The organism is Sporosarcina sp. FSL K6-1522, from assembly GCF_038622445.1.
GTDB lineage: Bacteria > Bacillota > Bacilli > Bacillales_A > Planococcaceae > Sporosarcina.
The window spans coordinates 487,195-511,927 of sequence record NZ_CP152019.1; the positions used below are offsets into that span (position 1 = coordinate 487,195).

Annotated in this window: 31 protein-coding genes and 1 riboswitch; all 31 genes read right to left on the reverse strand. The window is 43.8% G+C overall.

Features of this window, described 5'->3' with window-relative positions:
* Positions 1-4: 4 nt before the first annotated feature.
* Positions 5-559 carry a nitroreductase gene (locus MKY34_RS02300; RefSeq protein WP_342513646.1) on the reverse strand — a complete coding sequence of 185 codons (555 nt, stop codon included), beginning with the start codon at positions 557-559 and terminating at the stop codon, positions 5-7.
* Complete coding sequence (gene cobA, locus MKY34_RS02305; RefSeq protein WP_342513647.1) at positions 553-1,314, reverse strand: uroporphyrinogen-III C-methyltransferase; 762 nt, start codon at positions 1,312-1,314, stop codon at positions 553-555. The genes MKY34_RS02300 and cobA overlap by 7 nt, the downstream gene beginning before the upstream one ends.
* Positions 1,311-1,940 (reverse strand): NAD(P)-dependent oxidoreductase, encoded by a 630-nt coding sequence (locus MKY34_RS02310; protein ID WP_342513648.1) that lies wholly within the window; start codon positions 1,938-1,940, stop codon positions 1,311-1,313. The genes cobA and MKY34_RS02310 overlap by 4 nt, the downstream gene beginning before the upstream one ends.
* Complete coding sequence (locus MKY34_RS02315) at positions 1,937-3,295, reverse strand: cobyrinate a,c-diamide synthase (RefSeq protein WP_342513649.1); 1,359 nt, start codon at positions 3,293-3,295, stop codon at positions 1,937-1,939. The genes MKY34_RS02310 and MKY34_RS02315 overlap by 4 nt, the downstream gene beginning before the upstream one ends.
* On the reverse strand, positions 3,292-4,428 hold the full coding sequence (locus MKY34_RS02320; protein WP_342513650.1) for a cobalamin biosynthesis protein: 1,137 nt from the start codon (positions 4,426-4,428) through the stop codon (positions 3,292-3,294). The genes MKY34_RS02315 and MKY34_RS02320 overlap by 4 nt, the downstream gene beginning before the upstream one ends.
* Positions 4,421-5,206: a precorrin-4 C(11)-methyltransferase gene (gene cobM, locus MKY34_RS02325; protein WP_342513651.1), complete on the reverse strand. Its 786-nt coding sequence runs from the start codon at positions 5,204-5,206 to the stop codon at positions 4,421-4,423. The genes MKY34_RS02320 and cobM overlap by 8 nt, the downstream gene beginning before the upstream one ends.
* The gene (gene cobI / locus MKY34_RS02330) at positions 5,203-5,907 is read right to left on the reverse strand and encodes a precorrin-2 C(20)-methyltransferase (RefSeq protein ID WP_342513652.1); all 705 of its coding nucleotides are present in this window, start codon (positions 5,905-5,907) and stop codon (positions 5,203-5,205) included. The genes cobM and cobI overlap by 4 nt, the downstream gene beginning before the upstream one ends.
* Positions 5,904-7,100, reverse strand: coding sequence for a precorrin-6y C5,15-methyltransferase (decarboxylating) subunit CbiE (gene cbiE / locus MKY34_RS02335; protein WP_342515170.1), 1,197 nt, complete (start codon positions 7,098-7,100; stop codon positions 5,904-5,906). Before cbiE ends, cobI begins: the two co-directional genes overlap by 4 nt.
* Positions 7,075-8,211, reverse strand: a complete 1,137-nt coding sequence (locus MKY34_RS02340) for a cobalt-precorrin-5B (C(1))-methyltransferase (RefSeq protein WP_342515171.1) — start codon at positions 8,209-8,211, stop codon at positions 7,075-7,077. Before MKY34_RS02340 ends, cbiE begins: the two co-directional genes overlap by 26 nt.
* Positions 8,186-8,851, reverse strand: a complete 666-nt coding sequence (locus MKY34_RS02345; RefSeq protein WP_342515172.1) for a precorrin-8X methylmutase — start codon at positions 8,849-8,851, stop codon at positions 8,186-8,188. The genes MKY34_RS02340 and MKY34_RS02345 overlap by 26 nt, the downstream gene beginning before the upstream one ends.
* 11 nt (positions 8,852-8,862) lie before the next feature.
* Positions 8,863-9,624 (reverse strand): precorrin-6A reductase, encoded by a 762-nt coding sequence (gene cobK / locus MKY34_RS02350; protein ID WP_342513653.1) that lies wholly within the window; start codon positions 9,622-9,624, stop codon positions 8,863-8,865.
* Between the two features lie 9 nt (positions 9,625-9,633).
* Positions 9,634-11,286 (reverse strand): precorrin-3B C(17)-methyltransferase, encoded by a 1,653-nt coding sequence (gene cobJ / locus MKY34_RS02355; protein ID WP_342513654.1) that lies wholly within the window; start codon positions 11,284-11,286, stop codon positions 9,634-9,636.
* A 135-nt stretch (positions 11,287-11,421) separates the two neighbouring features.
* Positions 11,422-11,600: riboswitch (cobalamin riboswitch) on the reverse strand.
* Positions 11,601-11,925: 325 nt separating this feature from the next.
* On the reverse strand, positions 11,926-13,257 hold the full coding sequence (locus MKY34_RS02360; RefSeq protein ID WP_342513655.1) for a hypothetical protein: 1,332 nt from the start codon (positions 13,255-13,257) through the stop codon (positions 11,926-11,928).
* A 245-nt stretch (positions 13,258-13,502) separates the two neighbouring features.
* Positions 13,503-13,895, reverse strand: coding sequence for a 30S ribosomal protein S9 (gene rpsI / locus MKY34_RS02365; protein ID WP_342513656.1), 393 nt, complete (start codon positions 13,893-13,895; stop codon positions 13,503-13,505).
* Between the two features lie 18 nt (positions 13,896-13,913).
* On the reverse strand, positions 13,914-14,351 hold the full coding sequence (gene rplM, locus MKY34_RS02370; protein ID WP_342513657.1) for a 50S ribosomal protein L13: 438 nt from the start codon (positions 14,349-14,351) through the stop codon (positions 13,914-13,916).
* A gap of 166 nt (positions 14,352-14,517) precedes the next feature.
* Positions 14,518-15,267, reverse strand: a complete 750-nt coding sequence (truA, locus tag MKY34_RS02375) for a tRNA pseudouridine(38-40) synthase TruA (protein ID WP_342513658.1) — start codon at positions 15,265-15,267, stop codon at positions 14,518-14,520.
* 15 nt (positions 15,268-15,282) lie between these two features.
* Complete coding sequence (locus tag MKY34_RS02380) at positions 15,283-16,080, reverse strand: energy-coupling factor transporter transmembrane protein EcfT (RefSeq protein ID WP_342513659.1); 798 nt, start codon at positions 16,078-16,080, stop codon at positions 15,283-15,285.
* The gene (locus MKY34_RS02385; RefSeq protein ID WP_342513660.1) at positions 16,080-16,949 is read right to left on the reverse strand and encodes an energy-coupling factor ABC transporter ATP-binding protein; all 870 of its coding nucleotides are present in this window, start codon (positions 16,947-16,949) and stop codon (positions 16,080-16,082) included. The genes MKY34_RS02380 and MKY34_RS02385 overlap by 1 nt, the downstream gene beginning before the upstream one ends.
* Positions 16,925-17,770 carry an energy-coupling factor ABC transporter ATP-binding protein gene (locus tag MKY34_RS02390; RefSeq protein ID WP_342513661.1) on the reverse strand — a complete coding sequence of 282 codons (846 nt, stop codon included), beginning with the start codon at positions 17,768-17,770 and terminating at the stop codon, positions 16,925-16,927. Before MKY34_RS02390 ends, MKY34_RS02385 begins: the two co-directional genes overlap by 25 nt.
* A gap of 316 nt (positions 17,771-18,086) precedes the next feature.
* Positions 18,087-18,467, reverse strand: coding sequence for a 50S ribosomal protein L17 (gene rplQ / locus MKY34_RS02395; RefSeq protein WP_342513662.1), 381 nt, complete (start codon positions 18,465-18,467; stop codon positions 18,087-18,089).
* 32 nt (positions 18,468-18,499) lie between these two features.
* A complete protein-coding gene (locus tag MKY34_RS02400) occupies positions 18,500-19,444 on the reverse strand; it encodes a DNA-directed RNA polymerase subunit alpha (protein ID WP_342513663.1) in 945 nt (314 codons plus the stop codon).
* A 137-nt stretch (positions 19,445-19,581) separates the two neighbouring features.
* On the reverse strand, positions 19,582-19,971 hold the full coding sequence (gene rpsK / locus MKY34_RS02405; RefSeq protein WP_342513664.1) for a 30S ribosomal protein S11: 390 nt from the start codon (positions 19,969-19,971) through the stop codon (positions 19,582-19,584).
* A 25-nt stretch (positions 19,972-19,996) separates the two neighbouring features.
* A complete protein-coding gene (rpsM, locus tag MKY34_RS02410) occupies positions 19,997-20,362 on the reverse strand; it encodes a 30S ribosomal protein S13 (RefSeq protein WP_342513665.1) in 366 nt (121 codons plus the stop codon).
* Between the two features lie 24 nt (positions 20,363-20,386).
* Entirely contained in the window at positions 20,387-20,500 is a 114-nt protein-coding gene (gene rpmJ, locus MKY34_RS02415; protein WP_084212378.1) for a 50S ribosomal protein L36, read from the reverse strand.
* A gap of 38 nt (positions 20,501-20,538) precedes the next feature.
* Complete coding sequence (infA, locus tag MKY34_RS02420; RefSeq protein WP_060203457.1) at positions 20,539-20,757, reverse strand: translation initiation factor IF-1; 219 nt, start codon at positions 20,755-20,757, stop codon at positions 20,539-20,541.
* Between the two features lie 422 nt (positions 20,758-21,179).
* A complete protein-coding gene (locus MKY34_RS02425; RefSeq protein ID WP_342513666.1) occupies positions 21,180-21,833 on the reverse strand; it encodes an adenylate kinase in 654 nt (217 codons plus the stop codon).
* A 39-nt stretch (positions 21,834-21,872) separates the two neighbouring features.
* Positions 21,873-23,165, reverse strand: a complete 1,293-nt coding sequence (gene secY, locus MKY34_RS02430; protein WP_342513667.1) for a preprotein translocase subunit SecY — start codon at positions 23,163-23,165, stop codon at positions 21,873-21,875.
* Positions 23,165-23,605, reverse strand: coding sequence for a 50S ribosomal protein L15 (gene rplO, locus MKY34_RS02435; RefSeq protein WP_342513668.1), 441 nt, complete (start codon positions 23,603-23,605; stop codon positions 23,165-23,167). The genes secY and rplO overlap by 1 nt, the downstream gene beginning before the upstream one ends.
* A 33-nt stretch (positions 23,606-23,638) precedes the next feature.
* Positions 23,639-23,821 carry a 50S ribosomal protein L30 gene (gene rpmD, locus MKY34_RS02440; RefSeq protein WP_342513669.1) on the reverse strand — a complete coding sequence of 61 codons (183 nt, stop codon included), beginning with the start codon at positions 23,819-23,821 and terminating at the stop codon, positions 23,639-23,641.
* Between the two features lie 13 nt (positions 23,822-23,834).
* Positions 23,835-24,335, reverse strand: coding sequence for a 30S ribosomal protein S5 (gene rpsE, locus MKY34_RS02445; protein ID WP_342513670.1), 501 nt, complete (start codon positions 24,333-24,335; stop codon positions 23,835-23,837).
* Positions 24,336-24,357: 22 nt separating this feature from the next.
* Positions 24,358-24,720, reverse strand: a complete 363-nt coding sequence (gene rplR / locus MKY34_RS02450) for a 50S ribosomal protein L18 (protein WP_342513671.1) — start codon at positions 24,718-24,720, stop codon at positions 24,358-24,360.
* Between the last annotated feature and the right edge of the window lie 13 nt (positions 24,721-24,733).

Genomic DNA, 24,733 nt, shown 5'->3' on the forward strand with positions numbered 1-24,733 from the left:
CCCCTTATAACCAAGTCGTTTTGTCAGCAAATGGTGTACGTTTTTTTGCAGAAGTGATTTCTTCAGCCGGGTACCCGATACAGAGCGTTCCTACCAATTGCTCTTTGTCTGATGCTCCGATGAATGTATGCAACGCTGTGTCATGTACTAACCCCACACCACGTGTACGCCATACCATACCTAATCCTAGCTGCTCCGCCATTAACCACATCGACATAATAGCGCCACTCACCGCGAATGTATTGTCTTTCGTCGCTCCCTCATCCCCGTCCACAATAGCGGAAGTCACGACAATAATCAGCGGTGTCTTAGTAATCGCCTCCATTGAGCTTTCTACTAAATGTGGTTTGGTCGGGAAACGTTGTTCTAAATAATCGAGTGCCACTTGTTCATAACGCTGTAAACTGTCGCCTTGCAATACATAGAAGTGCCAAGGTTCGCGCATGCGATCATTCGGCGCATACGTTGCTGCTTCTAATAATGTCTCAATTTTTTCCCGTTCGACTTCATCCGTTTTAAACTGGCGAATCGCACGGCGTTTTTTCATTGCTTCTAACATTTTGCATGCCCCTTTTCTTCAAACCAAGCAATTTCTTCACGCACATTGACGACATCTCCCACTAAAATCATCGATGGATTGGAGATCTGGTGATGTTGAATGTCTTGCGCAATCGTAGCAAGAGTACCTGTAATCGTCCGCTGGTTTTCCGTTGTGCCCCATTCAATCACCGCAACAGGGGTTGTTTCACTTCTACCATTGACTATTAAACTTTTCGTAATATGTGAGATATTGCCGACACTCATATAAAATGCCACGGTATCGATTTGAGCAAGTGCTGACCAGTTCAAGAAATCGTTCCCTTTCTCTGCACGGCCATGACCTGGCACAATCGCAAAGCTTGCGGCATGATCGCGGTGTGTCACTGGAATTCCTGCATAAGCAGGGGCCGCAATTCCTGCTGAAATGCCCGGAACAATTTCAAATGGAATACCCGCTTGCCGTAAAATCGCAGCTTCTTCTGCGCCGCGTCCAAAAACAAATGGATCGCCGCCTTTTAAGCGAAGTACATGCTTGCCAAGATTGGCCTGTTCCACAAGCGTGCGGTGGATTTCATCCTGAATCATGCCATGTTTACCTGGCTCTTTCCCACAATAAATCAGCTCAGTATCTACTTTTGCATGCTTTAATAACTCCGCATTCACCAAGCGATCATATAAAATCACATCTGCTTGTTGAATACATTCTAATCCTCGAATCGTCAGTAGTTTTGGGTCACCTGGACCTGCCCCTACAATGTATACAAATCCACTCACTGGCTTTCTCCTATCCGCTGTTGTAGCCATGCTTGACACTTTCGCTCTTCACCTTGTTCAAACCACTGCAAAATTTGTGGATCTAGCAATTCAGCCAGTCGTTGTTTTTTCGCCTCTCCATCAAACACCTGTAAAATTTGCTGACGCGCTTCCTTTAAAAATGTCACATACGCCGCGTAATGATCTCCGAATTGCTCCGCCAAGTCAGCCTTTACTTTACGTGTTAAACCAGGACTGGCTCCAGACGTCGATACTGTCACAACAAAGCCGCCCCGACGAACGACTGCCGGATTGATAAAATCCACACGTCCTTTGGCATCCGCACGACTGAGTAATTGCCAATGCTGCGTCGCTTCTTCTACTGCATTGTTCACTTCTTCTTCATCCGTCACTGCGAATACTAATGCGGCATCGTCCAAATCAGCAGGTTCGAACATTTTCTCTTGCCATGTCACAAGTCCTTCATTCACGTACTGTTGTATAGTCTCTGTCACTGCCGGGCTAATAACTGTTATCTGCGCTTTTGTCGGCAGTAAAGCTTCAATCTTTTGACGTGCGACATGGCCGCCACCAACAATGACAACTTTTTTATAATCTATATCCATTAACAGTGGGAAATAGTTCATTGTTCATCCTCCAAACATGCTGTCAACCAATTTTCTACGAGCTGTGGATTCGACGCAAAATGGAAATGTGTAAAGCCCGCTACAAGATTTTGGTGTAAATAACCTTCTTGTTGCGCGCGGAACCGACCTTTACTAAAATAAGCAGGCTTTGTATGCTCCCCCTCATATGCTGAGTAATGGAACTCATGCCCTTTTGCCTGCGTCTTTTCATCGATTAAGAAATTGCCGGCAACACCCGTGATTTCTCTATAACCAAGTGCAGCTCGCTTGTCTTGCATACGCACACGTCCCGGAATCACCCCGAGCATTGGGTAGACCCCGGCCCCTCGATCCACGATTTCCTCTGTCAGATACATAAAACCGCCACATTCAGCCAATGTCGGCAGACCTCGATTGATTGCATTTTGAATGGATGTCCTCGCTTTTTCGTTTTTTGCCAATTGTCCGGCGAATTCTTCTGGGAATCCCCCACCGATATACAACCCTTGTGCTTCTATAGGGACTTCTTCATTTTGTAAGGGGGAGAAAAAGTGCAAGGTTGCACCATTTGCGCGCAATAATTCGAAATTCTCTTCATAGTAAAAGTTGAAAGCTGCATCCTTCGCAACCGCAATATGAACTTCTGGCTTTTCTGGCTGAACATCAAAAATCGATGCAGTTATTTCTATCGCTTGTGCTTGCGTAATGTCTAGTAACTGCTCAATATCCACCGTTTCCTCAATAGCTGTTGCTAGGCTGTCAAAATAGGAATCCAAATCCCCACGTTCAATGGCCGGCACTAAACCTAAATGACGACTTGGCATCGGAGGGACAGCATCCTTTGGCAAATAACCAATGACAGGAATACCACATTCTTTTTCGATGGCTGTTTTAACAATATCAAAATGACTCTTACTACCCAATTGGTTGGCAATAACCCCAACGATATTGGCGTTGTCATCTAGCAGTTGGAAGCCTTTTACAATTGCCGCTACACTTCTTGCCATACTTGCCGCATTGACAATTAAAATGACGGGGCTTTCTGTAATCTCACTAATATCTGCAGCTGATCCTTCATTTGACAATGGAGATTTGCCATCATAAAAGCCCATCACACCTTCAATCATCGCGACGTCTATATCTCGGCTTGCTCTTGCAACAATTGCACGAATGACATCATGCCCCATCATGAAACTATCAATGTTTCGAGAGGGACGTTTGGTGACAGCAGTATGATACGTTGGATCAATATAGTCTGGGCCACATTTAAAGCCTTGAACTGTTAACCCCCGCTTCATCAGTGCACGCATGATTCCAATCGTGAACGTCGTTTTCCCTACACCGCTTCCTGTACCCGCTAGCACAAATCGATTCATTGTCCGCACTCCTCAAAATTGACACGTGCAATGGACACCGTCACATTGCCACTTTTCTTTTTCTCTAAGACCCACTCTGTCGCATTCGCATAACGCAATGCTGCCGGCTCACTCACACCATAGGCGCCTGTGTATTTAAAGACCGTTTCTGATGGATTCAACAGTGGCATTTCATTGAGCTGCTCTGGCGTATATGTCACAAACGACCAATTATGCTTGGCGGTTAAGTCCAGCAAACCTACCTCGTCTTTTTTCAAATCAATCGTCGCGACCGCTTTCACACTTTTTTTACTCAAACGTAGTTCCGCCAATGTCTCGTCTACAACTTGTTCAATTTCCTCTACAGTCGTTCCACGATTACAACCAATGCCAAGCACAATGGATTTCGGACGATAAATCACACCATTGTCCAGCAACACTTCCTCATGCGCTTCGATGATTCGATCCGTAATGAGCAAGGTGGCTTGTGGCTTTGCCTGAATTGCTGCTGTCGTCGATGGATAGATATTCAAGTTGTCTGGCATCGCACGATCATGCATCCACCAGTTTTTCTCTCCTGTTTCTTGCACAATGGCAACATGCTCTTCATTGACAACCGATGCACTTACCGGTAACAATTTTTCTTGACTATCCCACATCCAACCAAACTTGGCGCCGAATAAATCGACGGGGATTGTTTTTTGCACATCAGATGCCGTTGTGACAACAGGCGTGGCACCAATCGCATTGGCAAATTCATACGTTAGCTCATTGGCCCCACCAATATGACCGGATAATACACTGATAACATATTGACCGAGATCATCGACAACTAATACAGCAGGATCTGTCATTTTATCCACCATAATCGGCGCAATCATGCGCACAACCGCACCAAGGGATATGACACAGATAACCCCTTTATATTGCTGGAACAATGCAGGCAGTAATAAGCGTACCGTGCCATCAAATAATTGAATATGGCGCGTCTCTTCGTCGCCTTTTGCAAACTTTTTCATATAGTACAAGTCTGCATACGGGAACTTTTCCATATAACTTCTGGCATTGACGACCCCGTGTTTCGTAATGGCTACGAGAGCATACGGTTTGCGCTTGTCGACGACAGGGATTTCCCCTTCGCGTAATTCAATCATCTGCCTTCACACCTTTTCGGAAGCCGTGCGTAAATGTTTTATCATACAGTTTTGAACGATACTCTTTTTCATGGATATGCGGATCTAATGCCCAACCTGCCAAAATCATCGCATGCTTACGAATACCATTGACACGCATCGCTTCGTCTAATTCAATCAGGGTTGTTTGCACAATCTTTTCATCTGGCCATGTCGCACGCTGCACAACTGCCACTGGCGTATCATCTGCCCAGCCCGCCGCTTGCAATTCTTTAACAATTTTCTTTGTCAATGTCGCACTTAAAAACATCGCAATCGTACAATGATGACCGGCCAATGCTTGTAATTTTTCGCGCTCTGGGACAGGTGTACGCCCTTCTGCTCGCGTTAAAATAAGAGTTTGTGTTAAATCAGGGACTGTCAACTCTGCACCGACTGCCGCTGCCGCTGCAAAAACAGAACTGACACCAGGCACGACCTCATAGCCAATGTCATGTTGTTTCAGTAGCGCCACTTGCTCCATTGTGGCTCCGTACATCGCTGGATCTCCCGTATGTAAACGGACAACCGTTTTTCCTGCATTGACACGTTCAACGATACAATCGACCATCTCCTGTAGATGCATCCCCGCTGTACGAATCACTTCCGCGGATTCCTTCGCTTCCTCCACTAACGTTTCGCTGACAAGTGAATCGGTATACATGACGACATCCGCTGTTTGTACCAACTTCAACCCTTTTACCGTGATTAAGTCGGGATCTCCGGGGCCTGCCCCGACAATCCAAATTTTCTTCGTCATTTGCGCACCACCATACAGGATAAGTAATTTAAATCGGCACCTCGGAGTTCATTTGTCTTCCAAATCACTTCTTCGTCAGAAGTTACCTTCGTAACGACATGCGTGTTTTCTAGCAAACTCATTTCTTCCAGTAAATCCAACATCGGATCTAGCACTTTTGCGATTTTAATAAAAACAATCGCATCATGGCTTTCAATCACTCGGCGCATCTCTTCCATATCCTCCGTAGCCGGAATCATGGCGACATGATCATCACCTTCAGCTAGCGCAATACCTAGTCGATTGGCAGTCCCATTAAATGACGAAATGCCAGCGATTGTTTCAATCGGAACATCTGGATGCACTGTTTTCATTAATTTCATCAAATGAATAAAGGTGCTGAACAACATCGGGTCCCCTTCTGTCACAAACGCTACATCCTTGCCTTGCGCTAAATAGCCGTAAATTTCTTCCGCTGATTTTTCCCACGCAGCACGCAATGTCTCTTCGTCTTTCGTCATAGGAAATACTAAACCAAGCATCTCTTTTTCCGCTGGGTTAATATACACATCAACAATACGATGAGCATACGATTTACTGCCTCTTAGTTTTTTCGGATACGCAATAACCGGGCACTCTTGTAATTTACGAAATGCTTTTACTGTGATTAATTCCGGATCTCCTGGTCCAACGCCTAATCCATATAATTTTCCTATGCTCATTCATTCGTTCCTTTCTTTGCCGTAACAATATAAATTGGATTTAACGGTTCAAAACGCGTTAAATGTAAAATCGGTTTACTTCTTGATAGTTGCGCCTGTAAGATGGATACTTCACAACCTAATGCTTTTAGATGTTGCATGGCTTCCGCCAAATTTTCTATCGTAGCGATATTCATCACTAGGCGACCATTGGGCTGCAGACGCGTGATGCACGTTTCTAGTAAATGCTCCATATTCCCGCCGTTGCCGCCAATAAAGATGGCATTTGGATCAGGGAATTCTTCTAGGCGATCCGGTGCTTTTCCGAGGACTGCTGTAAAATCGGCTCGATGTTTTAGCTGATTTTCCAAACAGTTTTCAAGGTCACCTTCATTTTTCTCAATGGCATACACGGCCCCTTCACGTGCGATTTTTGCTGCTTCAATCGCAACAGATCCCGTGCAAGTGCCGATGTCCCAAACGATGCTCGTTTCTTTCAACTCAAGCTCTTGCAAGCACAGCGTACGAATTTCTTTTTTCGTGATTAACCCTTTATCCGGCTTCCGCTGAAGAAATGCATCATCCGGAATGCCAATTGAAGAGCGTTCAATTACTGTGCGCTGCTTTAGAATGACCACATTTAAAGGTGAAAAAGGAGCTTGCTCCATGTCATCTAATGAAAGAAAACGACAACGCTCATCTTCCCCCTGTAGATTCTCTGCAACGAATGCATCGTATTCCGTCATATTGTAACGTTTTAAATAAGCTGCAATGGCTTGCGGCGAATTCGTGTCATCTGTTAAGACGGCTACTTTTTTACGACCGTCTATTTTCTGTGCAAAGCCTTTAATAGAACGACCGTGCAAGCTGACGATATACGCATCTTGCCAACTTTCCTGCATATTTGAAAAAGCAAGCTGGACTGAGCTCGTATAAGGATAAATCTCCAATGAGATTTTTTTCGCAAGCACACTCCCAAGTCCGTAAAACAGTGGATCACCGGATACTAAAATAACGACATTGCGCGTTTCTTCCTGCAAGTCGGCTACTAATGCCGATAAACCGCCTTTAATCACTCTTTTCTCTTTTTTAAAAGAAGGAAAAAATTGTAGATGACGTTCGCCGCCGACTAAAACGTCACATTCATGAATCCACTCTATGTATTGTGGGAGTAATCCTGCCGCGCCATTATCCCCTATACCAATCATTTTCATCCAATTTGTCAATATTCTCAGCCTTTCCTAGACAGTCTCCGTTCATGGCATATATACTAGTTGACACTTTTATATCCGCCTGCATATGATTCAGTGCGTAATAACAGCAATTTTTACAAAGAGACTCGAAGTATGCTTCATTTCCTTGAAGGATTTCCCCGACTTGCGAGGCGGTATTTGCCTGCAAAATTTCCTGCTGTGTCTCTTCATCGACACCTACCCGATTTGCCAATTCCGCCAAAAATTCAAAGCTGATTGGCGCACTTTTTGAGTGAACCATCATAACGCCTCGCGCTAACTTTGAAAATTTCCCCATCATTCCTACGAGAGAGACTTGAGGGATTTTTTGACGTGCAATATGTTTCAGCGTAAAACCAATGAAATCGCCCATTTCTATAAATGCTTCTTCCGGTAAATGTGGATACTGTTTCAAAGCATACTTTTCGCTACGCCCGCCCGTCGTAATAACTAAATGCTGGCATCCAGCTTCTTTTGCAACGCTAATCGCTTGCTCGATACTTGCCATATAAGCAGAACTTGAGAAGGGCACGACCGTTCCGCGTGTTCCTAATATCGAAATGCCGCCGAGTATACCTAGACGGCCATTCAATGTCTTTTTGGCAATTTCTTCTCCGTCAGGCACAGAAATGACTACGTCAATTCCACGATTTATTTGATAGTGTTCGATTCCTTCTTGCGCGACGCCCAATATCATCTTTCGCGGCACCGGATTAATAGCCGCCTGGCCAACGGGTACAGGAAGTCCGGCTTTCGTTACCCGCCCTACGCCAATCCCGCCGTCCAGATGGATACCTTTTTCTTTAGAATAAAAAACAGTACTTTGAATTCTCGCTTTGTGTGTAGCGTCTGGGTCATCTCCGGCATCTTTAATCGTTTCACACATAATGCCGCCTTCTACTTCTTCAAACGCTGATACTTTAAATGTCGCATACTGGCCAATCGGTAAGTAAATGGTGACTTCTTCCGGCACCCGTCCCGTCACCAGCCCTTGCAAGGCCGCCTTTGTCATCGCTGTTGCACAAGAACCTGTTGTATAGCCATGCCGCATTTGTGAAGGATCTTTTTTAGTTCGTTTGTTTTGCACGCTCATCCGCCATAATCGAAATGGCATTCAGTGCAGCTACCGTCACTGTACTGCCACCCTTTCTCCCTATATTTGTAATGAATGGAATCCCTTCGAGAATGGCTAATTCCTCTTTCGACTCCGCAGCTGAAACAAAGCCTACTGGCATACCAATGATTAAGTCCGGTTTGGCGACACCATTTTTAATTAAACGAATTAACTCTAACAACGCAGTTGGCGCATTCCCAATCGCATATATCCCACCCTCTTGTAAACGCGTGGCTTTTTGCATAGAAATGATGGCACGCGTTGTTCCTTGTGCCTTCGCTTCTTTCGAGACATCCTCATCCGCAATATAACAATGTAAATCCCCACCGTGCTTTTGGAAGCGTTTGCGTCCTGAACCACTCTCAATCATCTGTACATCCGCCACGACATGACGACCTGCTAAAATCGACTGAATACCCGCTTCTAGCGCATCAGGTGTGAAAACCATGCTACGTCCTAACTCAAAATCAGCCGAAGCGTGAATGACACGACGAACGACTAACCATTGCTCATCTGTAAATGGATGTTCACCCATCTCTTCTTTAATCATTGCAAAACTGTGATCATAAATCTTATCTGGGTCTACCGTAAGCGGGACAAATTTTGTATTAAAGTCCATGTTTGGATTCTTCATTTTAAAAAACCTCCTAATAGTTGAGTAACTTTCTCGAATGACGTACCAAAATTATCATATTGAACCTTTGGTCGTTTAATTAAAATCACGGGGATTTCCAACTGAAGAGCAGCTGATATTTTCTCATCTACAGAACCGACTTTACCGCTTTCTTTAGTGATCATTAAAGTGACATTATATTGCTCACATAATGACTTATTGAGTGATTCTGAAAATGGACCTTGGATGGCAACGATGTCCTTTTGTTTGATCCCTAACCGATTGCACTTCTCCATATTCTCCAAGTTGGGAAGCATACGGCAGATCAGCCGAATGTCATCACATAATAAGTGTTTTGCGAAAACTTCTAGCGTCTTACTACCTGTTGTTAACATGATGGTCCCTTTATGTGCTTGCGCCAATTTGGCCGCCTCTTCATAATCTTCCACCTCTGTAATCAGTGGAGAAATAAACTCTTCTTTCGGGCGCTCATAGCGAATATAAGGAATATCACATGCTTTTGCCGCTGCCATCGCGGTTTTCGACGCTTCTTCTGCATACGGATGACTGGCATCCACTACACAAGTCATTTCATGCTTCTGAATGATCGCCACCATATCATTCACTGATAACCGCCCCACCTGATAAGCAATATCGTTGGCCCGTAAGCTCTCGGCTGCAGATTCTGTCACGACTGTCGCTAACAAAGAATAGCCCTGTCTTTGTAAATGAATCGCCAATTCCCTAGCATCACTAGTACCTGCTAAAAATAAAATCATACAATCCTCCTAATCCCCACAAGGTGCTGGCTCTACTTCAATTTTGGAACTCATATCATGATAGTTAAAATGTAATATTTTTTTGACACGTTTAAAGTATTTAAAAAAGCGTTCATTCGGATGTGCGTTTTGCTTATATTCTTCTATAATTTTTGTAACTAATGGAATTAGATCATCGGGTTCAATTCCTTCCGCAACTGGTTGAGCAGCATGGGCTGTGCGACCGACTGGCTTCGCACCGATAAATAAGTCGAATTTTTTCTTCCGATAGACAATCCCTATGTCATCAAACACTGGGCGATAGCAGGCCATTCCACACCCATTGACACCAACGTGCAATTGCTTTGGCAGTTTTAACCCATCCAATGTAGCTGCAATTTCTTCTGCATACGGAATAGCATCTGCTTTTTCACCGTAGCAAAAATCACAAGCCTTCACTTTTACGACATCTCCTACAGGCATGACGCGTAAATGATGCTGCTCAAGCTTCGCAACAATCGCTTCGGGTTGATCTGTTGGCACCTTTACAACCAAACGGTGACTAGGCGTATACTCCAAGGTACCTTTCTCCCCGACAACGTCTGCCAATACGCGCATTTGCTCTGCTGTCATCATTTTATTGACCACACCAGGGGAAACGGCAAATTCAAATATACTTTCCATCGACTGTTGCACTAAAAAAGGATTTTCCACTTTCTCTTCTGTCACCATCGATAAAGCCTGCAACGCCATATCCAGTGATGGAACCTGTTGCTCTTTCTTTGGCTCTGGCTCTTGTCTAGCTGCTATACTTTCGATTTGCTCATAGCCTGCCTTTGCCTCACCTGTTTCCTGATCCAGTGCCCACGGTTCAGCTTCCTTCTTCAAACGTTGGTGTGGTTTTAAACTTTGCTTCCCTTCACCTAACGTATATTTACGTTGGTAGCCCCGCGGGGTGATGATTTTATTATCATAAAAGAACGTAGATGAGTTACCGATAATGACCGTTGTTAGCATTCCGATATCGTGTTCAAGCATTTCCGATAGCGTTGTCAGAACTACGTTTTGATTTTCACGATAAGCACTCTTCACCAAGCCAACAGGTGTATCTGGCGAACGATACTTTAATAAAATATTTTGTGCTTCTACAATTTGACGTGTCCGTCGTCCACTTTTCGGGTTATATAGAGCAATTACAAAGTCAGCCATCCCTGCCGCTTCAATACGCTTTTCAATAACCGTCCAAGGCGTTAAGTGGTCACTCAGACTAATTGTGCAGGCATCGTGCATAATCGGTGCGCCAAGTATACTCCCACATGAATTGATAGCTGAAATACCCGGAACAATTTCTACTGCAATGCCTTCCTTTTCAGTCCACCCCTGTTCAATCAACACTTCATACACCAAGCCAGCCATCCCATATACACCTGAATCGCCACTAGAAATTACCGAAACAATCCCGCCTGCTTCCGCTTTCTTCACAGCGTCTTGCGCACGTGATACTTCTTCCGTCATCCCCGTACTGACAATGGATTTCGCCGTGACTAGGTGTTTGATAAGATCTACATATGTTTTATAACCAATAATATATTCACTTTCCTGTAGCGCATCTATTGCTCGTTTGGTAATATGATCACCATCTCCAGGCCCAAAACCAACAACATAAATTTTTCCCTTTTTCATGATCTTCCTCCCAAATAAAAAATGCCTATACTCCTTTTCAAAGGAGTATAGGCATGCAAAATCCAGTAAATAGAATTACACTGAAGCACAAATCAATTGAGCTCATTGTTTCGCCTACACTTCTCCCTCCGAAAAGTATGTGTCGTTTAAATAAGCAGGTCTCCTGACTTGAGCGTCTTCTTACTCTTGCACCTTCCCGATTTCTCAGTGGTTTCGCAATTTCATCAACTCTTACAGTAGCGGGGGCTGTGCTAGACTTTCACTAGCTTCCCTTTTACCTCACAAATGTGAGCACTTATTTAAATTAATCTATTTAATTTTTATCGATATAACCTTCGACATTTCACAATGACTTGAAATGTTCAATAATCTCAGTCCGTGAAAAAGGAGGTCTCTTAATAAAGGATTGAGCCAAGTACCGACCTATCCAAAGCTACCCATAAAAGACCTGCTCATGGACAAGGTTACACGAAAAACTACATTTAGACAATGGTTTTCGCCCATTATTCTTTGATTAATTGGAATATTAATCTTTTTATCTCCTTATTACACAATCGAATGAATAGAAAAAGCGCACTGTATCCGAGCTGGACATCATAGCACTTGAAGCAATTTCTTGACTACCCTGCACCGTTCATCTTACGCAGATCCTATCACCTTCTTTTTAACAGAGTCATAAACGACATCTACAGATGAATCCTCTGTTATCGGTGCATATGGAAATATATATGTTTTGTACTTTACACGTGTCATTTTATCTTCCCATCTAGATTCCACTGTTAATTTCACTTGAGGCAGTTCATTTAGAGTCACACCTGTCATTTCTACTTTCCTAACATTGGCTCGTATTTTCTTTCCACCATTCGCAAAAGCTTTTTCTATACGCTTTTTATAATTTTTTTCATTAAGTACTTCGTAAAAATAAATCCCACCAAATACAAGAATGAATACAGCGAGATAACCTAGAACTATCCAACCTTCGCCCGTGCTTGTATATATGTAAACTTGCTTTTTAAAGGAAGCCTTTGAACCTTCCTTCTCCAATTGTTCAAGTGTCGCCTGCGCTTCTGTTAATTTTTCTTGCAGCTTAGCTTGATATAAACTGGGTTCATATGTGTAATTCTTGCTCTCGATAAAATAATGTACCATGTCTTGACTTGAAATCATATATGCGCCTTCTACTTTTTGAATTTCAAGATCCCTATGAACAATTTTTCTTTTATAATCTTCCAAAGCCAACACTTGATCAGGAAATTCATATACGATATTTCCTTTCCCATCTAAAATCTTACCTGTTACAGAAGTGGAATCATGTATTTCCCGTTGTCCGATTACAATCACTTCATCAGGACTTAGATAATAAACTGCCGGATAATATAAATCGAGCTGAAGCAATTCCTTATCTCGATCTTTTTCATTGTTCATATTCATCAACCCTACTTGATTACCATCTTCAATGATCAAGTGAGGCGAATGATTAAACGATTGTAACAACGATGAGTATGTATAAAGTCCAACTACATTCGCTGGTCTACTCACTAACTTTCCAGGCTCATAACAAATTGAATAACCAACCCGATCTCCCTCATAATTTTCTACTAATACAACCAGAAAAGGCTTCACTACAAACCTAATAGACATGATTTCCTTTTCACCTGTTAGTTCATCTAAATATGTAATATCAATGTTGCTATCATAAATAGAAATCACACTATGCCTGTTATCTACTTCCGCTAATACGTATGTTACATCATTATAATACATCCAGTCATAACCTATATCGGCGTCAGGTATTTCTATATGGCTTAACTCGTCTCCAGTAAACCTATACAGTTGCGTCCCCTCTGATAATCTAACTAGGAAGACTATGGAACCGTCCTTTTGATAACTTGGATAAAGGTCCAAAATGTGATCTACATTAAAATCATATTCCGCAACGACCCCGATCTTTTCTACATTTATCTTTCTCAATTTCCTTATCGTAAATATTAATATCATCAGAAAACAAGAACCACGCATTCAAAAGCAAAGGGAATCCTAAAAGATTCCTGAAAGGTAGTAATTTAACTTCATTATTATCCCATCCTATGCCCTCTACTTTATAAGACGCCCCTATTATTGCCAATATGCCTGCTAGATAATTTACGAATTTTTTACAGAACAAAAAAACCCTCCCCACCGAAGTGAGAAAGGGTTTTGCATACGATAATATAAAATTAACGTTTTGAGAACTGTGGTGCGCGACGTGCGCCTTTAAGACCTGGTTTTTTACGCTCTTTCATACGTGCATCACGCGTAAGTAGTCCTGCCGCTTTAAGTGTTGAGCGGAAATCAGGGTCTACGTTAAGAAGTGCGCGTGCAACGCCATGACGGATTGCGCCAGCTTGTCCAGTGTAACCGCCACCGTTGACGTTTACTAGGATATCGTAGCTTCCAAGAGTTTCTGTAGCAACTAGTGGTTGCTTGATGATTTCACGAAGTGTTTCGAATGGTACGTAGTCTTCTGCGTCACGGTTGTTGATGACAATTTTGCCTTCTCCAGGAACGAGACGAACACGAGCTACTGAACTTTTACGACGGCCAGTGCCGAGATATTGTACTTGTGCCAAAGGTGTTTCCTCCTCTAATTATCCGCGAAGCTCGTATGCTTCCGGTTTTTGTGCTGCGTGCGGATGTTCCGCTCCAGCGTATACGTTCAATTTCTTGAATGTTTGACGACCTAAAGGACCTTTTGGAAGCATTCCTTTGATAGCCAATTCAAGCATTTTTGTTGGGTAGTTCGTACGCATTTCAAGCGCTGTACGTTGCTTGATGCCACCAGTGTAACCTGAGTGACGGTAGTAGATTTTGTCTTTCAATTTGTTACCTGTTAGTTCAATTTTCTCAGCGTTGATGATGATCACGTGGTCACCAGTGTCAACGTGTGGTGTGAACGTTGGTTTATGTTTACCGCGTAGAATCGATGCAACTTCTGAAGCAAGACGACCAAGTGTCTGTCCTTCAGCGTCGACAACGTACCATTTACGCTCTACTTCGTGACCTTTAGCCATGAATGTTGTACGCATATTTGTATCCTCCTAAATGAAATATCATTAGTTCCGTTTTCTCTATCCCTAAACACAAGAAACCTTCCGGGGCTTTTTTGTGGGGTTATTGAAATACCATTACTCATCTTACATTGAATTCCACAATAAGTCAAGCAACTATTTTAAAACACGAGGAAAAGTTGTCTCAGTCCCCATAGGTCACACTTTCAAGGTACAAACCGTGTGCTGGCGCGGTTTTACCGGCCTTTTTCCGGTCACATGACTCCAGTATACGCTTGACGTCAGCAGGCGTATTCCATCCTATGCCAACGGCTAATAACATGCCGGCAATCGTCCTTACCATGTTGTATAAAAACCCATCGCCTTCGATTGTTAATACGAGCAAATCACCTTGTTTTTCAATGGTTAGCAAACGTACGGTTCGCACTTTATTGGACGTCGCGGTCTTCGATGAACAAAAACTTGTAAAATCATGCGTACCGAGAAAGTGAACAGCCGCTTCCTTCATGAGCACAACATTGGGCTGCCATCTGCCCAGATGAACCGAATAATTCCGTTCAAACGGGCTATGCACCTCGCTATAAGACCACTTGTACACATACGTCTTGCCCGTGGCGGAATACCGTGCGTGGAAACTATCATCAACAAACTCCACATCGACAATTCGAATATCCGTTGGCAATAACACATTCAACGCCATTTGCCAACGATCCAATGGTAACGCTAACGGCGTATCAAAATGAATAACTTGTCCAGTGGCGTGAACACCTGCATCCGTTCGACCACTTGCGACCGAATGGATCCCTTTATCCTTATGGATTTTCACCAACGCTTTGTCAATTTCCGACTGAACCGTCCGCACGCCACCTGGCTGCGATTGATAGCCTGCAAAATTCGTTCCATCATATGCTACAACTGCTTTTACACGTTTCATCTACAACTTGCCTCCCTATCCCCTTAACAGCACGAGGACGCCTACGAGGACAACGAACAGGGCCATTGCTACAGTATCCCGCCAATGCCACTTCAATTGTCGATACCTCGTCCTTCCTTCGCCTCCACGATAGCCACGCACTTCCATAGCGATTGCCAAATCTTCTGCCCGCTTGAAGGCGCTCACGAACAAAGGAACGAGAAGCGGAACTACTGCACGAATTCGTTGTTTGATGGAGCCCGTACTAATATCCGAACCCCTTGCTAGCTGTGCTTTCAAGATTTTATCGGTTTCGTCCATCAATGTGGGGATGAAGCGTAACGAAATCGACATCATCAACGCCAACTCATGAACAGGTAGTTTAAAACGCTTGAAGGGCCCTAGTAAATCTTCCATCCCGTCCGTAATTGAAATCGGGGATGTCGTCAATGTTAAAATCGATGTCATCAACACCAAAACTAAAAAACGAATAGATATGAAAATCCCCTGTCTCAATCCTTCTTCATAAATCTTTAATATACCCCAATCCACAAGTAACGCACCTTCTTTTGTAAAAAAGATGTGCATAAGCAACGTAAAAATGATAAGGAATATAATTGGTTTCAGTCCATTAATTATGAAGTATAACCGAATACGCGAGCTAAAAATCACAAACAATGTGGCACCTAATAACACCGCATACGTTACTGCGTTATTTGCAAGAAATACAGCGATAATAAAGAAGAAAACAAACAACAGCTTAGAACGTGGGTCCAGCTTATGAACAAATGATGTACCTGGGATATAACGGCCGAAAATCATTTTTTCTAGCATTAACGGCCACCTTCTTCCTGGGCAGCAACAGCAATCGCCTGTGCTAGCTGTTCCTCTGTCAACGCTAACCCTTGCAACGGACGACCTATCATTCGCTCAACATCACGCTGGAAGCGCACAGAACGCGGTAAGCCCAGCCTGTAAGTTGCGAGCCTCTCTGCATCTCCAAATACCTCTTGCGGCGTGCCAGTCATCACAGAGCTGCCTCCATGCATGACAATCAAGTTGTCTGCATAACGAGCTGCATCTTCCATGCTATGTGTCACGAGGATTGTCGTTAACTGCTCCTGTTCATGCAGGCGCTTAAACAGCTCCATAATCTCTTTTCGCCCTCTTGGGTCTAGCCCAGCAGTCGGCTCATCGAGAACTAAAACAGATGGCTTAAACGCCAGGACACCTGCAATCGCCACACGACGCATTTGTCCACCAGACAAATCGAAAGGTGATTTTTGCGCAACTTCTGGCGGCAGCCCTAACAGCGCAATTAACTCATGCGCACGTCGGCGTGCCTCTTCTTCCGGGACACCAAAATTCATCGGTCCAAACATAATGTCCTTCTCTACAGTCTCTTCAAAAAGCTGATGCTCAGGAAACTGAAAGACAATCCCTACATGGCGCCGAATTTCTTTCAATCCTTTCGCCTTTGTGCCGGCAGAAATTTGAGCCTCCCCGATTTGCACAATCCCTTCCGAAGGCTTCAGCAGACCATTCAGATGCATCAGCAATGTCGATTTCCCCGAACCTGTATGCCCAATAATTGCCGTATAGGAGCCAGAGTGAATTGTGGCATTCACTCCTTGCAAAGCCCTTTTCTCAAAAGGCGTATCCTTGCCATACAAATAGCCTACTTGCTGAAGTGAGATGTCCATAACTCATTCACCAACTCTTCTTCTGTCATATGTTCACCATTCAATGCGACTCCGCACTCACGTAACAGCTCCGATACTTTCAACGCAAACGGCAAGTCCAACCCAATTTGTTCAAGTTCATCGCCCCGCGCAAATATTTGCTCTGGCGTTCCAACCGTCAACAGCTGTCCTTTATTCATGACAATAATTCGATCCGCAAGCAACGCCTCTTCAAGGTCATGCGTGATTGAAATGACCGTAAGCCCTGTTTGACGTCTTAGCTCTGCTACAATCCCAATCACTTCATCACGACCTTGAGGATCAAGCATGGAGGTCGCCTCGTCCATAATTAACAACTCTGGACGCAACGCTAATGCCCCTGCAATCGCTACCCGCTGTTTTTGACCACCTGAGAGATGGTGAGGCTCATGATCAAGAAATTCCGCCATATTCACCTGTGCAAGTGACTCATGAACACGGCTCACCATTTCTTCTAATGGAACGCCATTATTCTCAAGGGCAAACGCAACGTCGTCCTGGACAGTTGAACCGACAAACTGATTATCCGGATTTTGAAAAACAATTCCCATCTTGGAACGAATCATCCATAAATTATCTTCCGTCAATTTCTCGATAAAGACATTGATATCACCTTCATCAGGGAACAGAAGTCCAATCATCAATTTCGCTAGTGTCGACTTTCCAGAACCGTTATGACCTACGATGGCGATCCATTCACCATCGTGAACCGTGAATGACACGCCATCGACTGCCTTTTTCGTCTCCTCGTCCTCTGTTTGATAAGAATAAGTCACATTATCCAATGACAGAATTTCCTTCATTGCCTACCACCCCCAGCTAATTTCTTTCTATGTATACTACTAAGGATTCCAAGCACAATGCAAGGAATCCTCTGAATAGCGTTGACTATAATTTTAAATAAAAAAAGCGCGCACCTCATCCGAAGAAATGCGCTCATGTCTATAACAGATGCCAGGTGCTCAATCCGGCACCGCGGATGAGGTACGTAGAGCTAGACCAGACAGTAGTCAACTACTGCGGATCATAACACTCAGCTTTTAAAGTTGTCGTATAAATCATTTTGAAAAAAAGGGATGTGGCTCTGGGTACGCCAGACACACCCCTTTGTTGAATAAATTAAACGAGTTCGATTACGACGACAGGTGCACCGTCACCGCGACGAGGTCCCATTTTCATAATACGTGTGTATCCACCTTGACGCTCTGCGTAGCGTGGAGCAACGTTATCGAAAAGTTTTTGGATTGCGAAGATTTCTGTCTCCTTGCCTTCTTCATCTGTTACCGTAACGAGTTCACGACGGATGAATTGTGCAACTTGACGACGTGCATGCAAGTCTCCACGTTTACCAAGCGTAATCATTTTCTCAACGACTGAACGCAATTCTTTCGCGCGTGCTTCCGTTGTTTGAATACGCTCATGTACGATAAGGTCAGTCGCTAGATCGCGAAGCATCGCTTTACGTTGTGAACTTGTACGTCCAAGTTTTCTGTATCCCATAGAAGTTTCCCTCCTTCAATCTATAAATTCGCTCAGTCTTCCAAACGTAGCTCTAGGCTAAGCTCGTCCAATTTCGCTTTCACTTCTTCAAGTGATTTGCGGCCAAGATTACGCACTTTCATCATTTCATCCTCAGACTTGCTAGCAAGCTCAAGAACCGTATTGATGCCTGCACGTTTCAGGCAGTTATAGGATCTAACCGAAAGATCGAGTTCCTCAATCGTCATCTCTAGAACTTTTTCTTTCTGATCTTCTTCTTTTTCTACCATGATTTCTGCAGTTTGTGCTTCATCTGTCATGCCGACAAATATATTTAAGTGTTCAGTAAGTATTTTAGCTCCGAGTGAAACAGCTTCTTTCGGACCGATGCTACCATCTGTCCAAATATCAAGTGTCAACTTATCAAAGTTTGTCATTTGACCAACACGTGTATTTTCCACTTGGAAATTAACACGTGAAACTGGAGTGTAAATAGAGTCGATCGGAATCACACCAATCGCAAGATCCTCACGTTTGTTCTGATCAGAAGGCGCATAGCCCCGTCCACGTACAGCATACATACGCATGCGTAAATGTCCGTTTTTACCGAGAGTCGCAATATGAAGATCTGGATTCAGTACTTCTACATCACTATCATGTGTAATGTCTGCAGCAGTAACTGCTCCTTCACCCTTCACATCTATCTCAATCACTTTCTCTTCATCTGAATAGATTTTGAGAGCTAGCTTCTTCACATTCAAAATAATTGAAGCTACGTCTTCGACAACGCCTTCAATTGTTGAAAACTCGTGAAGTACACCATCGATTTGAATAGATGTTACAGCAGCCCCTGGCAATGAAGCCAAAAGGATCCGACGTAGGGAATTCCCTAAAGTGTTTCCATAACCACGCTCCAACGGTTCAACGATAAACTTGCCAAACTTGGAATCTTCGCTGATCATCACTGTTTCAATCTTCGGTTTCTCAATCTCGATCATTCATTTACCCTCCTTTAAAACGTCGAATGTATAGGCCGTTCCATATTGAAATCGATTTTTCACAGACGGCAAATTGCAATCGCACAATTCTATTTTTGACAAAAATTGTGTTTCTCAATCAAATGGAGTACAAGCCATTATACACGACGGCGTTTTGGCGGGCGGCATCCGTTATGTGGAACCGGTGTTACGTCTCTAATTGCAGTAACTTCAAGACCTGCAGCTTGTAGTGAACGGATAGCCGCTTCACGACCAGCACCTGGTCCTTTAACTGTTACTTCCAATGTTTTCAAACCGTGTTCCATTGCAGCTTTAGCAGCTGTTTCAGCAGCCATTTGTGCAGCAAATGGAGTCGATTTACGGGAACCTCTGAAGCCTAGTGCACCAGCACTTGACCAAGATAGTGCATTCCCTTGCATGTCAGTAATTGTTACGATTGTATTGTTGAACGTCGAACGAATATGTGCAATACCAGACTCAATATTCTTTTTCACACGACGTTTACGAGTTTGTTGTTTACGTGCCATGTTAAGAAGATACCTCCTTTACCTATTATTTTTTCTTGTTCGCTACAGTCCGCTTAGGACCTTTACGAGTACGAGCGTTGTTTTTCGTGTTTTGACCACGAACAGGCAAGCCACGACGATGACGAATACCACGGAAGCTACCGATTTCCATCAAGCGTTTGATGTTAAGGGAAGTTTCACGGCGAAGGTCACCTTCAACTTTTAGTCCGTCAATTTGTTCACGAATTTTGTCAAGCTCAGCATCAGTAAGATCACGTACACGTGCGTCTTCAGATACTCCAGCTGCAGCCAATACTTTCTCAGCAGTTGTTTTTCCGATTCCGAAAATGTAAGTTAATGAAATTACAACGCGCTTATCGCGCGGAACGTCTACACCAGCAATACGTGCCATATAGATTGTGCACCTCCTTCTGAATTAGCCTTGTCTTTGTTTATGTTTTGGATTTTCACAGATTACCATTACTCGGCCGCGTCTGCGAATAATTTTACATTTTTCACAGATCGGTTTTACAGATGGCCTTACTTTCATCTTACCCAACCTCCTTCAATATTCCGGAGTGCAAAAGTTTACTTGAAACGGTATGTGATACGACCACGTGTCAAATCATAAGGCGAAAGTTCCATCGTCACTTTGTCGCCAGGCAGGATGCGGATAAAGTGCATACGGATTTTGCCTGATACATGCGCAAGAATCGTATGGCCGTTTTCCAGCTCTACTTTGAACATCGCGTTTGGCAACGTTTCGACTACGGTACCTTCAACTTCAATTACATCGTCTTTCGCCATCAATCCTGTCTCCCTTCTATATACAATAAAGGTTCTCACCATCGAGCGGCATCAGTCGCCATTAAAGCTTCCTTCAACATATGTCCGGATTGCATGAGTGATGTTTGAAAGACGTCTGTCACATTTCGTTTCCCGCAAGTCAGCCCTCGACTCTTGTTGTGGAAAATCGCGTCGAATGGACACGACCGTCCGAATTGCCGTGGATGAGTTCCCAGTTAGTTTTACAGTTCATACAACGAAATCCATTATACCTGTCGTAACAGAAAAATGCATTTAGTATGTGCTAGAACTATGCGCCCGCTGGATTCTGACTAGTTCCTATACCGGGCACCATATGCTTTTGCAGCTCGTTGTAACAGTCTTTCCGTGCAGCAATATTATACTGCCCAAATACGGGTTACATTAACTGTGCCCGGAAAGGATTATTGTCCGCTTTCCTGTAGGAGAGCATCTAGATCTTTAAATACAATATCGATATGCTGTTGCCCATCAATATTGTCCAACACGCCTTTCGCATCGTAAAACGCTAAAAGTGGTGCTGTTTGATTCATATTTACTTCCAGACGGTTCGTTACAGTTTCCGGATTGTCATCCGCTCGCTGGTAAAGCTCGCCACCATCTTTATCACACTTGCCTTCAACCTTTGAAGGGTGGAACTGCAGGTGATAAGATGAGCCACATTCTTTACAAATACGACGGCCAGTAAGCCGTGCGATAAGTTCTTCCTTCTCGACTTCAATATTGAGAACATGCTCAATTTTACGCCCCATATTCGACAGTAGTCCATCAAGCGCTTCCGCTTGTGGTACTGTACGTGGGAATCCATCGAGTAGGAAACCTTTTTCGCAATCGGATTTGCTTAATCGTTCACCGACAATGCCAATTGTTACTTCATCAGGAACAAGAGCGCCTTGATCCATGAACGATTTCGCTTTGACTCCAAGTTCCGTGCCTTCCTGAATCGCAGCACGGAACATATCGCCTGTAGAAATATGGGGGATTTCGTACTTCTCGACAATTTTGTCTGCCTGCGTACCTTTACCGGCACCTGGCAGACCCATTAATACGATATTCATACGTCTTGCCCTCCCATTTACTCAACAAAATTTGTTCAATTATTTCATGAACCCTTTATAATGCCTTTTCACAAGTTGTGATTCAAGCTGTTTCATCGTTTCGAGGGCAACCCCGACGACGATGAGCAAACTCGTTCCTCCAATTTGCGCAGAATCTGGAAGGCCTGCGAAATTGATGAAGAAAATCGGCATAATAGATACAACAGCTAAGAATATTGCACCAACGAACGTTAAGCGATACAACGTGCTTGTCAAATAACTTTGCGTATTTTGACCTGGACGAATGCCCGGGATGTAAGCACCTTGCTTCTTCAAGTTATCGGCCATATTTTCCGGATTCACCTGGATGAATGCGTAGAAATATGTAAACGCGAGAATCAGTAACACGTAGAAGAACATCCCAACTGGTTGAGTGTGGTCAAATACATTCTGAATCGTCGTCGTCACCTTATTTTGCTCAAAGAATGTTGCAATCGATCGTGGTGTCATGAAAAATGCCGAAGCAAAGATTACCGGAATAACCCCTGCAGCATTAAGTTTCAATGGTAAGTGTGTCTGTTGTCCCGCAGTGGCTGGGCCACGGCCAGTGACACGTTTCGCATATTGAATCGGAATTTTCCGCAGTGCTTCTTGCACATAGATAACACCGACAGTTACCGCAATGATTACAAGAAGTAACAGCGCCATGATCGCAATTTTGATGAACAAAGCGTCGCCTGCATCTTGAATCTGTGTTGCGTAAAGTTGGTTGACTGCATTTGGAATCCCAGCGACGATACCTGCGAAGATGATAATGGAAATACCATTCCCAACTCCTTTTGCAGTGATCTGCTCACCAAGCCATAGAAGAAATGCAGTTCCTGCCGTCAATACGATCGCGATGACTATATATGTCGAAACGCCTTCTGCTTTTATAAGTGTGCCACCATACATCCGGTTAAAACCAAATGACATGGCAATTGCTTGAATAAAAGCAAGGACGATTGTGAAATATCTTGTGAACTGCGCAAGCTTCCGTCTTCCAACGTCCCCTTGCTTCGCCCATTCGGTGAATTTTGGCACAACATCCATCTGCAATAGTTGCACAATAATGGATGCAGTAATGTATGGCATAATCCCCATCGCTAAGATCGAGAAGTTGGCAAGGGCCCCCCCACCAAATACATTTAATAAACCGATCAAGGTATTATCAGATTGCTGTAAAGCAGTTGCATCAACGTTTGGAACTGGGACGAATGTACCAAGTCGGAAAACGATGAGCGCTAGTAGTGTGAAAATGATTTTAGACCTTATATCCCTAACACGCATAAAGTTGGAGATTGTCTGAAACATTAAACCACCTCGGTTTGCCCGCCCGCTTTTTCGATAGCTTCTTTAGCAGTAGCAGAGAATTTGTGAGCTTTAACAGTGATCTTTTTCTCAAGAGTTCCGTTACCGAGAATCTTGATTCCAGATTTCGCATTGCTCACGATGCCTGATTCGATTAAGAGCTCAGGAGTTACTTCTGTTCCTTCTTCGAAGCGATTGAGTGTCTCAAGGTTTACGATTGCATAGTCCTTACGGTTAATGTTCGTAAATCCACGTTTAGGAAGACGTTGGAAAAGGGGAATTTGTCCACCTTCGAATCCAAGACGTACACCACCGCCTGAACGGGAGTTTTGCCCATCATGACCTCTACCAGAAGTTTTACCCCAACCTGAACCGGTTCCGCGTCCAACACGTTTGCGTCGTTTACGAGCACCTTCAGCTGGTTTCATATCGTGTAATTTCATATCATTGGCACCTCCTTATTAAAAAAATCGAAATTATTGTTCCTTGACTGTAACCAAGTGACTTACTCTGTTGATCATGCCGCGGATTGCAACATTATCTTGATGCTCGACAACTTGATTTAATTTACGGAGTCCAAGTGCTTCAACTGTCTTACGTTGTGCTGGCTTCGATCCGATTACGCTTTTTGTAAGGGTGATTTCGAGTTTATTCGCCATTATGTTTCCCCCCTTAACCTAACAGTTCTTCTACGGATTTACCGCGCAATTTAGCTACATCTTCAGCGCGTTTCAAATTCGTTAATCCTTCGATTGTCGCACGAACCATGTTGATTGGTGTGCTTGAACCAAGGGATTTAGAAAGAATATCCGTGATACCTGCAAGTTCAAGTACCGCACGAACAGGACCTCCGGCAATAACTCCAGTACCAGGTGCTGCTGGTTTGATAAGGATTTGTCCTGCACCAAAATGTCCGATGACTTGGTGAGGAGTTGTTCCTTTAACCATTGGCACGACGATCAAGTTCTTCTTCGCATCTTCGATAGCTTTACGGATTGCATCTGGAACTTCTTGTGCTTTACCAGTTCCAAAACCGACACGGCCATTTTTATCTCCGACAACAACGAGTGCTGTAAAGCGGAAACGACGTCCACCTTTTACAACTTTCGCTACGCGGTTAATCGTAACTACGCGTTCTTCGAATTCACTTTGTTTCTGATCATTACGACGCATGAAATGTGTCCCTCCTTCTTAATTAAAATTCCAGACCGTTTTCACGTGCTGCGTCCGCAAGAGCTTTCACACGGCCGTGAAATAGGTAACCGCCACGGTCGAATACTACTGACTTGACGTCCTTTTCAACAGCTTTCTTTGCGATCATCTCGCCGACTTTAGCTGCTGCTGCAGTGTCTGCTTTAGATTCAGATCCGAACTCTTTGTCCATTGTAGAAGCACTGACAATCGTTACGGCATTTACATCATCGATCAATTGTGCATAGATATGCTTGTTTGAACGGAAAACGTTTAGACGTGGACGTGCTGCTGTCCCGCTAATTTTCGTACGTACACGACCATGACGCTTTTTACGGACAGCGTTCTTATCTTGTTTTGTAATCATTCGGGGTCACTCC

Coding starts and splice junctions, on each gene's coding strand:
- rpsM (WP_342513665.1), bottom strand. CDS start 20,362: ATGGCACGTATTGCTGGTGTAGACGTTCCGCGCGATAAGCGCGTTGTA.
- MKY34_RS02300 (WP_342513646.1), bottom strand. CDS start 559: ATGTTAGAAGCAATGAAAAAACGCCGTGCGATTCGCCAGTTTAAAACG.
- cobI (WP_342513652.1), bottom strand. CDS start 5,907: ATGAGCATAGGAAAATTATATGGATTAGGCGTTGGACCAGGAGATCCG.
- cobM (WP_342513651.1), bottom strand. CDS start 5,206: ATGACGAAGAAAATTTGGATTGTCGGGGCAGGCCCCGGAGATCCCGAC.
- MKY34_RS02340 (WP_342515171.1), bottom strand. CDS start 8,211: ATGAGCGTGCAAAACAAACGAACTAAAAAAGATCCTTCACAAATGCGG.
- MKY34_RS02380 (WP_342513659.1), bottom strand. CDS start 16,080: ATGCTAGAAAAAATGATTTTCGGCCGTTATATCCCAGGTACATCATTT.
- MKY34_RS02385 (WP_342513660.1), bottom strand. CDS start 16,949: ATGGACATCTCACTTCAGCAAGTAGGCTATTTGTATGGCAAGGATACG.
- infA (WP_060203457.1), bottom strand. CDS start 20,757: ATGGCGAAAGACGATGTAATTGAAGTTGAAGGTACCGTAGTCGAAACG.
- MKY34_RS02345 (WP_342515172.1), bottom strand. CDS start 8,851: ATGGACTTTAATACAAAATTTGTCCCGCTTACGGTAGACCCAGATAAG.
- MKY34_RS02315 (WP_342513649.1), bottom strand. CDS start 3,295: ATGAATCGATTTGTGCTAGCGGGTACAGGAAGCGGTGTAGGGAAAACG.
- rplM (WP_342513657.1), bottom strand. CDS start 14,351: ATGCGTACAACATTCATGGCTAAAGGTCACGAAGTAGAGCGTAAATGG.
- MKY34_RS02400 (WP_342513663.1), bottom strand. CDS start 19,444: ATGATCGAGATTGAGAAACCGAAGATTGAAACAGTGATGATCAGCGAA.
- rpsE (WP_342513670.1), bottom strand. CDS start 24,335: ATGCGTCGTAATGATCAGAAACAAAGTGAATTCGAAGAACGCGTAGTT.
- MKY34_RS02425 (WP_342513666.1), bottom strand. CDS start 21,833: ATGAATATCGTATTAATGGGTCTGCCAGGTGCCGGTAAAGGTACGCAG.
- rplQ (WP_342513662.1), bottom strand. CDS start 18,467: ATGGGATACAGAAAACTTGGACGTACAAGTTCACAACGTAAAGCGATG.
- MKY34_RS02320 (WP_342513650.1), bottom strand. CDS start 4,428: ATGATTGAATTACGCGAAGGGGAAATCCCTGTCGTCGACAAGCGCAAA.
- cbiE (WP_342515170.1), bottom strand. CDS start 7,100: ATGAAAATGATTGGTATAGGGGATAATGGCGCGGCAGGATTACTCCCA.
- rplR (WP_342513671.1), bottom strand. CDS start 24,720: ATGATTACAAAACAAGATAAGAACGCTGTCCGTAAAAAGCGTCATGGT.
- secY (WP_342513667.1), bottom strand. CDS start 23,165: ATGTTTCAGACAATCTCCAACTTTATGCGTGTTAGGGATATAAGGTCT.
- rpmJ (WP_084212378.1), bottom strand. CDS start 20,500: ATGAAAGTAAGGCCATCTGTAAAACCGATCTGTGAAAAATGTAAAATT.
- cobJ (WP_342513654.1), bottom strand. CDS start 11,286: ATGAAAAAGGGAAAAATTTATGTTGTTGGTTTTGGGCCTGGAGATGGT.
- MKY34_RS02390 (WP_342513661.1), bottom strand. CDS start 17,770: ATGAAGGAAATTCTGTCATTGGATAATGTGACTTATTCTTATCAAACA.
- cobK (WP_342513653.1), bottom strand. CDS start 9,624: ATGATTTTATTTTTAGCAGGTACTAGTGATGCTAGGGAATTGGCGATT.
- rpmD (WP_342513669.1), bottom strand. CDS start 23,821: ATGGCGAATAAACTCGAAATCACCCTTACAAAAAGCGTAATCGGATCG.
- truA (WP_342513658.1), bottom strand. CDS start 15,267: ATGAAACGTGTAAAAGCAGTTGTAGCATATGATGGAACGAATTTTGCA.
- rpsK (WP_342513664.1), bottom strand. CDS start 19,971: ATGGCACGTAAACAACAAACTCGTAAACGTCGTGTGAAAAAGAATATT.
- rplO (WP_342513668.1), bottom strand. CDS start 23,605: ATGAAATTACACGATATGAAACCAGCTGAAGGTGCTCGTAAACGACGC.
- MKY34_RS02310 (WP_342513648.1), bottom strand. CDS start 1,940: ATGAACTATTTCCCACTGTTAATGGATATAGATTATAAAAAAGTTGTC.